Below are 14,434 nucleotides of genomic sequence, written 5' to 3' on the forward strand. Positions count from 1 at the left end.
CATATCGAAGGAAGTGAGATCTGATGACTGACACCATCGTTGACAACCCGCGCACCGTGCTGGACAACGTACCGACCGGGCTGTGGATCGATGGCGAATCGGTGCCGGCGTCGTCGGGCGAGACATTCACCGTGTACGACCCGGCCACCGAAGAACCGCTGACCTCGGTGGCCGACGCCGGCGTGGACGATGCGCGCCGCGCCCTCGACAAGGCTGCGGCAGTCGCCGACGACTGGGCCGCCACCCCGGCCCGCGAGCGCGGCGAGATCCTGCGCCGCGCATTCGAACTGCTCACCGACCGGGCCGACGACATCGCCATGCTGATGACGCTGGAACTCGGGCGTGCACTACCCGACAGTCAGGCCGAGACCAAGTACGGCACCGAGTTCCTGCGTTGGTTCGCCGAGGAGGCCGTCCGCATCGGCGGCCGGTTCGCCACCGCGCCCGCGGGCAACGGCCGAATCCTGGTGTCGCATGCGCCGGTCGGGCCGTCGTTGGCGATCACGCCGTGGAACTTCCCCCTCGCGATGGGCACCCGCAAGATCGGTCCGGCGTTGGCCGCCGGGAACGTCATGCTGGTCAAGCCCGCGCACGAAACCCCGCTGACCATGCTGGCCCTGGCCGCGGTGTTCGCCGAGGCCGGCCTGCCCGCCGGGGTGCTGTCGGTGTTGCCGACCAGCAATGCCGGTGACGTGTCGTCGGCGATCATCACCGATGACCGCATCCGCAAGATCAGCTTCACCGGCTCGACGCCGGTCGGCCGCAACCTGATGGCGCAGGCCGCCGAACGGGTACAGCGCACGTCGATGGAACTCGGTGGCAACGCGCCGTTCCTGGTGTTCGACGACGCCGACATCGACGCCGCGGTGGAGGGTGCATATCTGGCGAAGATGCGCAACGGCGGCGAGGCGTGCACCGCGGCCAATCGGTTCCTGGTGCAGTCCGGTGTCGCGGAGGAGTTCACGGCGAAGCTCACCGAGAAGATGGCGGCCGTACGGCTCGGCGCCGGATACGACGAGGGCGTCACCCTGGGACCGTTGGTGAGCGCCAAGCAGCGCGACAAGGTCGCCGAGATGGTGGACGGCGCGATCGCCGATGGTGCGCGGGTCCGGTTGGGCGGCAAGGTGCCCGAGGGCAAGGGCTACTTCTACCCGGCGACGGTGCTCGACCGGGTCGATGCGTACGCACCGGTCACGCGCGACGAGATCTTCGGTCCGGTAGCGGTGATCAGCACCTTCGAGTCCGAGGCCGACGCCATCAAGGCCGCCAACTCGACCGAGTACGGACTCGCGTCGTACTTCTACAGCCGCGACCTCGAACGCTGCATGCGAGTGGCCGAGGGATTGGACTCGGGGATGGTCGGCGTGAACCGTGGTGTCATCTCCGACCCGGCCGCCCCCTTCGGTGGTGTGAAGCAGTCGGGTATCGGACGCGAAGGCGGCAGCGAAGGCATCGATGAGTACCTGTCGGTCAAATACATCGCGTTGACCTGACAGATGGGTACACTCGTGCCATGCGCGTTCGGGTGGCCGCACTTCTCCTCGCACTTCTCACCGCGCTGAGCGTGGCCGTGGCCGCTCCGGCACGCACAGACACCGGAAGTCTGGGCGCCGGGAGTGCCGACCTGTTCTCGCCGAACAGCATCTTCCTGTGGCAGAGTCCGCCGACGCGCTACATCGTGGTGCTCGGTGCCAAGATGGGCACGTTCGGCCAGACGCCGGCCATCTTGGAGCAACGGATGAACGTGGCAGCGAACCTGGCGTTGTCGCACCCGTTCAACCGGATGATCGTGTCCGGCGGCAACACCTGGTGGCTGCCGGTGTCGGAGGCACAGTTCATGAATGTCGGTCTGTTGCGGCGCGGCGTGCCGATATGGCAGATGATCAACGAGGCCGCCTCCACCAGCACCGTCGCCAACGCGACGAACACGGTGGCGATGCTCAAGCATATGGGCGCCACCGGTGCGCTGATCGTGACCAACGGTTTCCACATGGGGCGCGCGCTCAACGACTTCCGGACCGCGGCGCGCAAACAGCATGCCCGCCTGGAGTTCCGCCCGGCGTATGCCTGATCCGCTCCCCTTCCACTGTTCCCGTCCCCCGCCGCGCCGCCCCGTCGCAGTCGCCGTCGACCCGGCACCGTTTCCCGTTGAGTGTGCGTCATTTCCCGTTGAGTGGGCGCTGTTTTCGATCGAATGTGCACTGCCATACGTTCGCCGGACGTATCAGCAGAAGTAGAAGCCCCGCGCACGGAGTGCATCCCAGACTTCTTCCACCACCACAAAGGGCTCTGAACGAAGTCGTTTCGCGGTGACCCGGATGACCTTCCATTCCAACCGATCCAGTGCCACGGTCCGCACACTATCGTGCGCGAGCTGCTCCGGCGTCGAGTGATAGGCCTCGCCGTCATACTCGATGGCGATCTTCGCGGCCTCGTACGCGAGGTCACATCTGGCGATCACCTTTCCGAATTCGTCGCGCACCTCCACCTGCAGATCGGGTTTGGGCAGTCCGACGTCATGCATGAAGAGTCGCAGCGCACTTTCCCGAGGCGACTCCGCACGCCCATCGATCAGCGGAATGAGCTCCCGCAGCACCCTGACGTATCGGGATCTCTTGTGTTTCACGGCGAAGGCCATCAGTTCGTCCAGGTCAAGGGGAACCACCGCGGCCAGCGCGTCGAGGTCACCGATCGCCTGCATGCGCGACCGCTGACGTCCTAGGTCGAATGCCGTGCGCAGCGGTGAGGTGACCTTCCTCCCCTGGATCTCGACGATCTCGGTTGGCGAAAGGTCGAGTCGGCGAGTGACCGTCCCCCGCGCGGGGCGACCCGATGCGGATGTCCCGCGGATGAGCTCGATCGTGAAATCGTCGTCGTGCCAGCGACTGCCATACATGATCAGCGCGGACTCGCCGGCGATCACGGGATCGCCATGGGCCTGGTCCACGACGGTGATGATCCGCTGCTGCGCCGTCATGAGCTGACCGCGATGCAGGTGGTTGTTGCCGCGCAGCACGGTGAACTCCGCCGCGAACTGCTCGGGGGTCAATCCGAGGTCGGTGAGCGCATCCTTGCGCGAGATAGTGCGGGGTGTCGCCTGGTGTTCGAATGTCATGCATCTTCGACGCAGCAGCCGGCACGGGGGTTCCATCGATATCGCCGAAGCTCGAGGCGTGGCCGATGTCGGACAAATGCTCACTCGATCCGGAACGGCGCCCAGTCAACGAGAAACAGCGCCCACTCGACGGGGAACGGCGCCCAGTCAGCGAGAAAGGGCGCCCTGTCGACGGGGTCGACGGGGCGCCCTCGGCAGACGGCGCGGGTCAGCGCAGCAGCGCGCGGCTCATCACGACACGCTGGATCTGATTGGTGCCTTCATAGATCTGGGTGATCTTGGCGTCGCGCATCATCCGCTCGACCGGGAAGTCGCGGGTGTAGCCCGCACCGCCGAACAGTTGCACGGCGTCGGTGGTGACCTCCATCGCCACGTCGGAGGCGAAGCACTTCGACGCCGCCGAGATGAAGCCGAGGTTCTTCTCGCCACGCTCGGCGCGCGCGGCCGAGGTGTAGACCATCAGACGCGCGGCCTCCACCTTCATCGCCATGTCGGCGATCATGAACTCGACCCCCTGGAACGAGGCGATCGACTTGCCGAACTGCTTGCGGTCCTTGACGTATTCGATGGCCTTGTCCAACGCGCCCTGCGCGATGCCGACGGCCTGCGCGCCGATCGTCGGACGGGTGTGATCGAGGGTCTGCAGGGCGGTCTTGAAACCGGTGCCCTCATCGCCGACGATCCGGTCGGAGGGGATGGTGCAGTCCTCGAAGTAGAGTTCGGCGGTGGGCGAGCCCTTGATGCCGAGCTTCTTCTCCAGCGGCCCGACGGTGAAGCCCGGATCGTCCTTGTGGACCATGAACGACGAGATGCCGTTGGCCCCCTTCTCCGGGTCGGTCACGGCCATCACGGTGTACCAGCTCGACTTGCCGCCGTTGGTGATCCAGCACTTGGAGCCGTTGATCACCCAGTTGTTGCCGTCCTTGCGGGCACGGGTCTTCATCGACCCGGCGTCCGAGCCGGCCTCGCGCTCGGAGAGCGCATAGGACGCCATCGCCTCACCGGATGCGATCGACGGCAGCACCTGCTTCTTCAGCTCATCGGAACCGTTGAGGATCAGGCCCATGGTGCCGAGCTTGTTGACCGCCGGGATCAGCGACGACGACGCGCACACCCGCGCGACCTCTTCGATGACGATGCACGCGGCGACCGAGTCCGCACCCTGGCCGTCGTAGGCCTCGGGCACGTGGATCGCGTTGAAGCCCGACGCCACGAGCGCGTCGAGGGCCTCCTGCGGGAAGCGTGAGTTCTCGTCGACGTCGGCCGCATGCGGCTCGATCTCTTTCTCGGACAGCGCGCGGATGGCCTCACGCAGCGCCACGTGCTCTTCGGGCAGTTCGAAGACGTTGAAGTCGGGGTTGCCGAACGCCATGATCACTCCTTAGCGGGTTCACACACTCAGCGATAGACACTCAGTGCCAGGGTTTTGGGGTCAGCGTAGCTGAGAACGGCACTCAGTGCCAAGTCCCGGCCGCGTTGCTGCCTCCCCTATTGTCCGTGATCGCGCTGCTCCGCACGCAGTTGTTCGACGACCCGCCGCCCGATCTCCTCCGGCGACATCTCGGCCGAATGGGTCACCACGGTCACGGCACCGAGTGCCGCGCCCCCGGTGAACGTCGCCCGTAGGTGGTCGAGCTCGTCGCGCAGCCGCTGCAGGGTGGCGTCTTCGTCGCCGCGGACCATCGCCCGCAGCAGGTAGTTGTGGGCTCCGGTGACCGCCGCGGCATAGCCGATGAGCCGCACCGGCGATTCGTCGGGCAGCCGCGACCGCAGCGAGTCCTCGAACAGACGCTGGTAGCGGTAGGTGGTGACCAGCTCCCGGTCACGCAACGCGGGAACCTCCTGGACCACCCGGAACCGTCGAACCGCCATCTCGCGGGCATCCCGGAAGTGCACGAACACGAGTTCGGCCGCCGAACACACCACCCGCCACGGGTCGTCGCCGGCGGCGAGGTGGGCCGACACCGCGGTGAGCAGCGACTCGTGGTCGGCGAAGATGACGTCTTCCTTCGCGCCGAACTGGCGGAAGAACGTGCGGCGCGAGATGCCGGCGGCCGCCGCGATCTGCTCGACGGTCGTCGATTCGTAGCCCTGCTCGGCGAACAGCCGGATCGACTCGGCGACGACGTGCACGCGGAAATCGGCCGGGTCGTCGGTGCTGGGAGATGCGCTCGGCATGGGAGTCAGTATGCGCGAGATGCACGCTGCGCCGACCCGCGCCCGGACGAACGGCACGACGCCGGCGAGCTGCCGTCGGTCTCGATCACCTGACGCGCCACGTCCACCAACGGTGTGTTGGTCTCCTGGGACAGACGACGCAGCAGTTCGAAGGCGCCGATCGCGTCGATCGAGAAGCGTTCCATCAGCATCCCTTTGGCCTGGCCGATGGTGTCGCGGGAGGCCAGTGCGCTGCGGAAGTTCTGTTGCTCGCGAACCGCACCCAGCGCCAGGGCGGCATGGGTTGCGAAGATGACCCCGACCTCCTCGGAGTCCGGGGAGAAGGCGTCGACCTCATCGGCGAAGAGGTTCAACGCACCGATGGTCCCTTTATGGGTGAACAGGTGAAACGACAACCCGGCCCGCACCGTCGTCTCGGCGACCACCCGCGCTGAGAAGGTCGGCCACCGCTGATCGGCGGCGATGTCATTGATCAGCACCTGCTCGCGGTGGTGCCGGGCGGCATGCAGGCACGGGCCGTCCCCCGTCTCCACCTGGATGCGCGCAACCCTGGACATCACCTCGTCGGTCGACGCGAGGGTCGTGATGGTCTGCTTCTTGTCGAGGAGCAGCACCCCGGCATGATCGGCACCCGGGACCTTGTCGATCGCCTCGGCGGTCACCGACTCGAGCAATACGTCGACCCGATCGGCCGTTTCCGGCACATCGTGTAGGCGCCGGGCCAGTTCGGCAATCGATTGGTGCACTCTGTTGGGCATGGTCGTACCTCGTGTCCCGCAGCACGGACATGACCGTGGCGGGATCTCGTCACTGAGGATTCGAGCGCCCGAGCGTCGAAGCGGGCGACTCGCGGACAGGTTGGACGTTGGCCGGCACAGCCGTCACGCACGGGAAGCCGGCCGCGCCGCAGAAGGCCTCAGCGGCGCACTGCGGTGGGCGGCGGCGTCGGCAGCAGGGTGACCTGATACCACCGGGTACCTACACACATGAGGATGGGACTGCCCCACGGACGACAACCATCGCCCTGATCCGAATCGAACACAGCTTCCACCTCCCGACAAGCCGGGCTGCCCGCCCCGACGACGGCCAGCACGCGCTGTGCACGGTGGTGAAAATATCATTCGTGATGGCGCCATCGCGACCGGTCGGGCGCCATCGAGTGCCATCCGTGACCTCACCAACATTTCGATCTCGACAGCACCGGAACCATGCGCGAACACCACGATCTGCGGCTGGCTTATCCGTAACGTGGAGTCATGGCAACCTCCACCGACAGCCCGTCCACCACCACCGACGACGACGCCGTCCGCGACGACCCCGAGGTCGTCGTCCCGCCGACCGACGACCTGTCCGATGACGAGCGTGCCCTGCTGGTGGACAACCTCCGCTACGAACTCGACGGTCCGTGGCGATCCACCCGCGACATGGCCCGCAGCAACGCCGACCGGGCCGACCTTTTGCCGGACCCGTCGCGCACGCTCGACGAGGCGCGCGCACGCATGCTCGAGGAGATGCGCGAGCTGGGCGGCAGCGGCTTCTCGGCCGCCGGATTCGCCAAGGACCACGGCGGGACCGGCGACGTCGGCGCATCGATCACCGCGATCGAGATGCTGGGGTACGCCGACCTCTCGCTGATGGTGAAGGCCGGCGTGCAGTGGGGCCTGTTCGGTGGGGCGGTCGAGAATCTGGGCACCGCCCGGCACCACGACCGGTACGTCGCCGACACCATCAGCCTCGATCTGCTCGGTTGCTTCGCGATGACCGAGACCGGCCACGGCTCCAACGTGCAGGCGCTGGAGACCACCGCCACCTACGATCCCGAGGCCCGCGAATTCATCATCGACTCCCCCACCCCGTCGGCGCGCAAGGACTACATCGGCGGCGCCGCCCAGCACGCCACCATCGCGGCGGTGTTCGCCCAGCTGATCACCGGCGGACCGGGCGAGGAGCCGACGAGTCGCGGCGTGCACTGTTTTCTGGTGCCGATCCGCGACGCCGACGGCAACGACCTGCCCGGCGTCACGACCAGTGACTGCGGCTACAAGGGCGGACTGGCCGGCGTGGACAACGGGCGCATCATGTTCGACCACGTCCGTGTGCCCGCCGACAACCTGCTCAACAAGTACGCCGACGTCGAAGCCGACGGCACGTACTCCTCGCCGATCGAGAACCCGAACCGACGGTTCTTCACGATGCTGGGCACCCTCATCCGCGGTCGCGTCAGTGTGGCCGCGACCGCCGGCGCGGCCGGCCGCAAGGCGCTCGCCCTCGCCACGCGTTACGGCTTGATCCGCAAGCAGTTCGAGGCGCCCGACGCCGAGAGCGAGATCATCGTCCTGGATTACCTGGGACATCAGCGAAAGCTGTTGCCGCTCATCGCCAAGTCGTATGCGATCGCCTTCGCCCAGAACGAACTGACCGAGGAACTGCACGCGGTGCAGTCGGCTCCCGACGACTCCGACGCCGGCCGGCAGCGTGAACTGGAGAGTGCCGCGGCGGGGTTGAAGGCCTACGCCACCTGGCATGCCTCACATGCGATCAACGTCAGCCGGGAGGCCTGTGGCGGCGCCGGATATCTCGACGAGAATCAGATCTCGATCATGCGCGGCGACATCGACGTGTTCACCACCTTCGAGGGCGACAACACCGTCCTCACCCAACTCGTCGCCAAGGAGTTGCTGTCGGCCTACGCCGACGACGTGCAGGGTCTGTCGGCCGGCGGCTGGGTGAAGTTCATCGCGAGTATGGCGCGCGACGTCGTCGTCGAGAAGACCGCGGTACGCCAAGTGGTGCAGACGTTGCTGGAGAGTTCCGACGAGGACACCGAGAAGTCGAACCTCACCAACCGCGGCACCCAGCTGCGATTGTTCCGCAACCGCGAGGACCATCTGGTGCGGACATGCGCCCAGCGGCTGCGGCGGGCCACTGATGACGAGAACGATCCGTTCGAGGTGTTCAACAATGCCCAGGATCATCTGCTGAAGGTCGGGCGCGCACGGACCGAGCGGCTGGTGCTCGAAGCGTTCGTCCAGGCCATCGAGGACTGCGATTCGCGGTCGGCCGCCGAACTCCTCGGCAAGGTGTGCGATCTGTTCGTCTACTCCGCCCTCGAGGACGACATCTCGTGGTTCCTGATGCACCGGCATGTGTCGGTGGAACGGGCCAAGGCCATCCGGCGCGGCGTCAACGAACTGTGCCGGGAACTGCGGCCGCACGCGCGCACCCTGGTCGACGCCTTCGGCATCCCCGAGGCGCTGCTGACCGCCCCCATGCTGCGCAACGGCTGACGCCCGGGCCGGCTCGGGCCTCCCCGCCCCAGCCAACCCCGGCCACACCACATGGGGAACTGACATCCACGGCGGTTACAACCTGTGTGGTTGTCAGTTCCCCATGTGGATGCGATCCCCGGTGGGCGTCTGCGGCGCCGACGTCACGCGGCGATGCCGAGGCGGTCGAGCCACTCCCGCACCATCGGTACCACCCGGTTGCGGCGCAGGTCCTCCCAGACCCAGCGGATCACCATCACCCCCAGGCGGCGCAACGCGTCCTCGCGTTCCTTCTCCCGGCGCATGGCGTCGAACGCGGTCTCGCCGTCGGCCAGGTGCCGCTGGTATTTGGCCATGCCGTCGAACTCCGCGGCCAGCTTGCCCAACCAGTCGTAGTCGGTACGGGCGATGAACACGCCCGCGTCGTCGTAGAACTCGTGTTGGAGCCGTGGGGTCGGCAGTCCGGCGCAGATCAGTTGCGCCCTGCCCCACGATTCGCCCGCGTTCTCCGCACCGGCATCGGCGTGGCCGAGGGCGCGTCGAGCCTGCCCGACACCGCGTTTGTGTCCCTCGAGATACTCGGCGATGACGGCCGCGTCGGCGCCGTTGCGTAGCGCCGAGTCGAATGCGGCCAATGCCTGGGCGAAGCCGACACTGCAGGCTATGTCGACCACGGTGCGCTCCAGCGACGTCACGCGAATCCCGTCGACGACGACGGTGTCGGCATCGTCGAGAGCGCCCGAGTGCAGGTGTCGACGCTTTTCCAGCCGCGCGCCGGTGGCATATCCGGTACTGAGATGCACGCGGTCGAGTTGCGGGGTGAGCAGGGAAAGGCCGTGTAGCACGCCGGCGGACTGATGGCTCAGCGCGAAGCCGCTGTCCGGACTCGAGGTGACCGCGGCGATCGCCGTGAGGCGGTGCAGTTCCTCCGGTGTGCGGGTTTCGCCCGTGTTGAGCACATACGCACCGGACCAGATCCGGGTCATCGTCGCGTCGTCGACACGACGAGTGAGTTGCTTGTCGGTGTACCCCTCGTCGAGGGCTGCTCGACGGTAGATGATGCCGTGGTGGTCGGGAGTTGGTTGCGTCATGTCTTTTGGACGCACGACGACCCCGTTCGGCTCCCTCGACGGCAAACCACATGGGGAACTGACATCCACACAGGTAGCAACCGCCGTGGATGTCAGTTCTCCATGTGGTTGCCGTCGGGCCGGTCGGCGAGCGGCCCCTGAATCAGGAGTCGCGGCGGATCTGCGCGGCCAGGTGCGCTTCGGTGAGTTCGGTGCGGAACCGGTCGACGTCGCGGGCCCACGCCTGCGCGGTACCGCCGTCGACGAGTTTCACACCGACGCCCTTGCGGCGCCGCGGCACCGCGGGCAGTTCCCCCAGCGCGCGGGCGCTCTCCCACGGCTGGTGCTCGGCACCGTTGTTGGCCGGGTAGATGGTCGCGATGTCGGTCAGCGGCAGCGTGCGCGTACCCTGCTGCAAGGTCGTCTCGGTGAGGCGAACGCTGACGTGGGTGCGTGCGGCGTGGACCTGCACCACCGAGAAGCCGACCAGGATGACCGCGAAGATACCGAGCACCAGCCAGTGCACCTGGCCGGGACCGGCGATCTCCATCGCGAGGACCGCACCGATCAGCACCGGACCGATCGCGACCACCCACCAACTGCCGCCCGGCTCGTAGAAGAGCAGCTCACCCTCGTCGACCGGCGACGGATCGGTGGGAGCCGCGGCGGCGGGCGAAGCCCCCTCGGCCGGGGTGTCGCCCGCTGCAACGTCCCCGTCCGGAACGTCCCCGCGCGGAGCGTCCCCGGGCGGAGTGTCCCCGTCCGGAGTGTCGTCGGCGTCGGTCACGAGAGGTGGGTCGGATTCGACGGGGCGTCCGGATCGTCGGTGGAGTACCAGGTCTCCGACTCCGGCCGAAATGCCAGCAGCGAGCCGAACAAGCCCACGAGGGCGGCCAACAGCGCGAACGCGAGGATGGGGATACCGAAGCTCAGGAACAACAGCAGCACCACCACGACCAGGGTGAGCGCGGACAGCGACGACCGCCACCGCGCATCGCCGAGGAATGCCTTGCTGCCGAGCATGACGAATGCGACGCCGACGGCGCCGACGATGACCCCGAGCCCGACGGGCAGCAAGACGGGGCCCGACGCGATGATCCCGAGGATCACGTAGAACACGCCGAGCGCCACCAGCAGGCCACCGCTGATCGTCCAACACCGGTAGGCCCAGGAGACCTGTTTGGGTCGGCGTGCGGGGTCAGGACTCACCACGGGATCGGTTTCCTTCGTTCGGATGTGGACGGCTCGAGTAGGGATCGCCGCCCCCATGCTGTCCGCCATTGTGCTGTCCGCCACCATACGTCCACGGCGCCGGCCCCTGCCGGTATCCGTGACCACCGCCCGACGGCGGTCCCGGAGGTGGAGGCGCGGGGCGGCGACGATGTTCGCTCATGTCACGGCAGTACTGCTCGCTCTCACGGCGCAGCAGCAGCACCGAGGCACCGATCGCCGCGACACCACTGAGCACCATCGGCACCATCACCCACACCGGGTCGACCTCGCCGAAGATCATGAACACCAGGTTCACCGCGAGGAACACGCCGGCCGCTGCGATGACGATGCGGGCCCAGTTGTAGCCGTTGCGGGTCAACAGCACCAGCACCGCCGATACCACCGTCAGCGCGAGTCCGACCAGCGCCAGCACCGCGATGAGGGTCGCCGAGGAGTTGAGCAGGTCGAGTTCTTCGCGCGGGGTATCCGCCGGCAGGGTGTTGACCTGCCGGTCCCAGGCCTCCCGCAGCGACGGATACTGGCCGATGAAGGCGACGAGCTGACCGAGGATGACCACCACCCAGAGTTCGGTGGCGATGGCGACGGCATCGGGTCGCCGGGGTCGTGCCCCCGGTTCCGTCGACGCTGGCTGGTGCGGAGCGGTCATGGGCTCCAGAGTAGTGAATCGGACTCGGCGGCCATCCACCCACCGATGGCCCCCCGCGCTGCCACGCGCCTACGCCAACCGGCCGGCGACCTCGGTCGCGAAATAGCTGAGAATGACCGACGCACCGGCCCGTTTGATCGAGACGAGTGATTCGAGGGCGGCGGCGTCGCGGTCGATCCACCCGCGTTCGGCGGCGGCGGTGATCATCGAGTATTCACCGCTGATCTGGTAGGCGGCCACCGGGACATCGGCGATCTCGGCGGCGTCGCGGACGATGTCGAGGTAGCTCATCGCCGGTTTCACCATCACCAGGTCGGCGCCTTCGTCGATGTCGAGGCGGATCTCCCGTAGCGACTCGATCCGGTTGGCGGCGTCCTGCTGATAGGTGCGTCGGTCGCCCTGCAACGACGACCCGACGGCCTCGCGGAACGGACCGTAGAACGCCGACGCGTATTTGGCCGCGTAGGCGAGGATGCCGGTGTCGGTGTAACCCGCGGCGTCGAGGCCGGCGCGGATGGCGGCGACCTGGCCGTCCATCATCCCGCTCGGCCCGAGCAGGTGCGCACCGGCGCGCGCCTGGGCCAGCGACATCGACACGTACCGCTCGAGGGTGGCGTCGTTGTCGACGCGACCCCTGCCGTCGACGACGCCGCAGTGGCCGTGGTCGGTGAACTCGTCGAGGCAGGTGTCGGCCATCAGCACGGTGGCGTCACCGAGGTCGTCGGACAGCGTCCGCAGCGCACGGTTGAGCACCCCGTCGTCGGCGTCGGCGCAGGTGCCCTCGGCGTCCTTGTCGGCCGGTGCGGGCACGCCGAACAGCATCAGCCCACCGACACCGGCGCGCACCGCCTCGTCGGCGGCCGTGCGCAGCGAATCGAAGGTGTGTTGCACGACGCCGGGCATCGAGGAGATTTCCCGCGGGGCGTCGATGCCGTCGGCGACGAACATCGGCAACACCAGATCGTGGGGCATGAGGCTGGTCTCGGCGACGAGCCTGCGCAGCGCGGGCGTGGACCGCAGACGTCGGGGACGGATCACCGGTGACATGTCAGCTCCTTCGTGAGCTCCCGCCGCGAGTGGGTTCCGGTTCCCGCGAGTCTCGTCCGACTCGCGAGAACCGAGAAACACTCGCGGGTTGCGTTGGCTCGCAGCGCGCCGTGCCGACCGAAGGTCAGGACCGGGAGCGGCGCGACTTCTTCCGCGGCGGCGGCAGGGCACCCTCGGCGCGCAGCCGGGCGGCGTGCTCGGCGAGCGCGTCGACCAACTCGTGCACCGAGGCGTTCTCCGGCTGCACATCGACCCGCAGACCGAATTCGGTTGCCGTCTCGGCCGTCTTGGGTCCGATACACGCGACGATGGTGCGCGCGTGCGGCTTTCCGGCGATGCCGACCAGGTTACGAACGGTGGAACTCGAGGTGAAGCAGACGGCGTCGAAACCACCGGTCTTGATCATCTCGCGGGTCTCGGCGGGCGGCGGCGCGGCGCGCACCGTGCGGTACGCGGTCACGTCGTCGATCTCCCAGCCGCGTTCGCGCAACCCCTCCGACAGCGTCTCGGTGGCGATGTCGGCGCGCGGCAACAGGATTCGGTTGACCGGGTCGAACACGTCGTCGTACGGCGGGAAGTCGTCGAGCAGTCCCAGCGAGCTCTGCTCACCCGACGGAACGAGCTCCGGCTCGATCCCGAAGGTGCGCACCTTCTCCGCGGTGGCCTCGCCGACGCAGGCGATCTTCACCCCGGAGAACGCGCGGGCGTCCAGCCCGAACTCGGCGAACTTCTCCCACACGGCACGCACCGCGTTGGTGGAGGTGAACACCACCCACTGGTAGCGGCCGTCCACCAAACCCTTGACGGCCCTTTCCATCTGGGCCGGGCTGCGCGGCGGCTCGACGGCGATCGTCGGCACCTCCTTGGGGATGGCGCCGTGACTGCGCAGCCGCTCGCTCATGTCACCGGCCTGATCCTTGGTCCGCGGCACCAGCACGGTCCAGCCGTACAGCGCGCGCGACTCCCACCAGGAGAGCTTGCCGCGCTGGCCGACGACCTTGCCGACGGTCAGGATCAGCGGACCCACCAGAGCATTGCCCTGCTCGTTGAGCGTGGCCAGCGTCGCCTCGATGGTGCGCTGCGCGCAGGTGGTGCCGTTGACGGTGATCGCGACGGGGGTCTGCGGGGCCATGCCGTGCTCGGTGAGCGCGCTGGCGGTCTCCGCGAGATGAGCGGCGGTGGCGTGCAGCACCAGTGGGCCGGGTGCGGCGGCCAGCGCCGCCCAGTCGACGCCCTCGGCGCGGACGTCGGCCTCGCTGTGGGTGGAGCCGAGTGGCATGCCGGCGTAGCTGGGCACCACCGAGGCGGCGGGCAACCCCGGCAGCACCTCGAAGTGCACCGCGGTCCGCGCGACGGCGTTGACCTCGGCGAGCACCGAGTCGGTGGTCAGCGGGTCACCGGAGACCACCCGGACCACGTCCTCGCCGGCCTTCGCGGCGGCGACGAGTGTCTTGGCGACCTCGGCGGGATCGCCGAGCGCGGGATGCACCACCGAATCCTCGGCGGTCTCGGCGTCGTCGCCGGCGGCCGCAGTGTCGCCAGTCGCGGCGTCGGCTGTGGTGTTGTCGTCGGTGGTCGACGCCTTCTTGGTAGACGGGGTCTTCTTGGCGGCCCGGCTCGACCGCGGCTCGTCGGCAGCCTCATCCCGATGAGCTGCGCCGAGCATCTCGACCACGCCGGACGGCACGTCAGGGTCGATGTACGCGGTGGTCGCCTTCTCGATGGCGTTGCGGGCACGCACGGTCAGCAGATCGGGATCTCCCGGACCCGATCCGACGAACAAGATCCGGCCCGCTCGCTTCGCTCCCGGCGCCGACAGGTTCCGTCCCTGATTGACCTTTTTCGTACGGCTCATGAGTTCGCACTCTCCTGCCCCTGG

General features: G+C 67.8%; 13 protein-coding genes. 3 read left to right on the top strand and 10 right to left on the bottom strand.

The features are described from left to right. Window positions 1-23 precede the first annotated feature (23 nt). Complete coding sequence (locus tag NWF22_RS05655) at window positions 24-1,493, top strand: NAD-dependent succinate-semialdehyde dehydrogenase (protein WP_160900231.1); 1,470 nt, start codon at window positions 24-26, stop codon at window positions 1,491-1,493. Window positions 1,494-1,513: 20 nt separating this feature from the next. After that, window positions 1,514-2,071: a YdcF family protein gene (locus NWF22_RS05660; RefSeq protein WP_160900230.1), complete on the top strand. Its 558-nt coding sequence runs from the start codon at window positions 1,514-1,516 to the stop codon at window positions 2,069-2,071. Between the two features lie 153 nt (window positions 2,072-2,224). Here the strand turns inward: NWF22_RS05660 and NWF22_RS05665 are convergent, their stop codons facing one another. The 4 genes from NWF22_RS05665 to NWF22_RS05680 form a co-directional block, all read right to left on the bottom strand. Beyond that, window positions 2,225-3,115: a PDDEXK-like endonuclease domain-containing protein gene (locus NWF22_RS05665; protein WP_160900229.1), complete on the bottom strand. Its 891-nt coding sequence runs from the start codon at window positions 3,113-3,115 to the stop codon at window positions 2,225-2,227. 208 nt (window positions 3,116-3,323) lie between these two features. Continuing rightward, entirely contained in the window at window positions 3,324-4,487 is a 1,164-nt protein-coding gene (locus NWF22_RS05670; protein WP_160900228.1) for an acyl-CoA dehydrogenase, read from the bottom strand. 116 nt (window positions 4,488-4,603) lie between these two features. Beyond that, window positions 4,604-5,293 carry a TetR family transcriptional regulator gene (locus NWF22_RS05675; RefSeq protein WP_160900227.1) on the bottom strand — a complete coding sequence of 230 codons (690 nt, stop codon included), beginning with the start codon at window positions 5,291-5,293 and terminating at the stop codon, window positions 4,604-4,606. 5 nt (window positions 5,294-5,298) lie between these two features. Next, a complete protein-coding gene (locus NWF22_RS05680; RefSeq protein WP_160900226.1) occupies window positions 5,299-6,051 on the bottom strand; it encodes a GAF and ANTAR domain-containing protein in 753 nt (250 codons plus the stop codon). A gap of 498 nt (window positions 6,052-6,549) precedes the next feature. On the opposite strand from NWF22_RS05680, the gene NWF22_RS05685 reads away from it, so the two are divergent. After that, window positions 6,550-8,580 carry an acyl-CoA dehydrogenase family protein gene (locus NWF22_RS05685; RefSeq protein WP_160900225.1) on the top strand — a complete coding sequence of 677 codons (2,031 nt, stop codon included), beginning with the start codon at window positions 6,550-6,552 and terminating at the stop codon, window positions 8,578-8,580. Between the two features lie 143 nt (window positions 8,581-8,723). Here the strand turns inward: NWF22_RS05685 and NWF22_RS05690 are convergent, their stop codons facing one another. The 6 genes from NWF22_RS05690 to NWF22_RS05715 all read right to left on the bottom strand — a co-directional run bounded on the left by NWF22_RS05690 (window position 8,724) and on the right by NWF22_RS05715 (window position 14,410). Next, window positions 8,724-9,650 (bottom strand): type IV toxin-antitoxin system AbiEi family antitoxin domain-containing protein, encoded by a 927-nt coding sequence (locus NWF22_RS05690; protein WP_160900224.1) that lies wholly within the window; start codon window positions 9,648-9,650, stop codon window positions 8,724-8,726. 142 nt (window positions 9,651-9,792) lie between these two features. Further along, window positions 9,793-10,416 (bottom strand): transport-regulating membrane protein Mce1N, encoded by a 624-nt coding sequence (gene mce1N, locus NWF22_RS05695; RefSeq protein ID WP_309249733.1) that lies wholly within the window; start codon window positions 10,414-10,416, stop codon window positions 9,793-9,795. Next, window positions 10,413-10,841, bottom strand: coding sequence for a hypothetical protein (locus NWF22_RS05700; RefSeq protein WP_160900223.1), 429 nt, complete (start codon window positions 10,839-10,841; stop codon window positions 10,413-10,415). Before NWF22_RS05700 ends, mce1N begins: the two co-directional genes overlap by 4 nt. Beyond that, on the bottom strand, window positions 10,828-11,508 hold the full coding sequence (locus NWF22_RS05705; protein WP_160900222.1) for a hypothetical protein: 681 nt from the start codon (window positions 11,506-11,508) through the stop codon (window positions 10,828-10,830). The genes NWF22_RS05700 and NWF22_RS05705 overlap by 14 nt, the downstream gene beginning before the upstream one ends. A gap of 69 nt (window positions 11,509-11,577) precedes the next feature. Next, window positions 11,578-12,555: a porphobilinogen synthase gene (hemB, locus tag NWF22_RS05710; RefSeq protein WP_160900221.1), complete on the bottom strand. Its 978-nt coding sequence runs from the start codon at window positions 12,553-12,555 to the stop codon at window positions 11,578-11,580. Window positions 12,556-12,679: 124 nt separating this feature from the next. Then, entirely contained in the window at window positions 12,680-14,410 is a 1,731-nt protein-coding gene (locus NWF22_RS05715) for a bifunctional uroporphyrinogen-III C-methyltransferase/uroporphyrinogen-III synthase (protein ID WP_160900220.1), read from the bottom strand. Window positions 14,411-14,434 lie beyond the last annotated feature (24 nt).

The organism is Gordonia mangrovi, assembly GCF_024734075.1.
GTDB classification, from domain to species: Bacteria; Actinomycetota; Actinomycetes; order Mycobacteriales; family Mycobacteriaceae; genus Gordonia; species Gordonia mangrovi.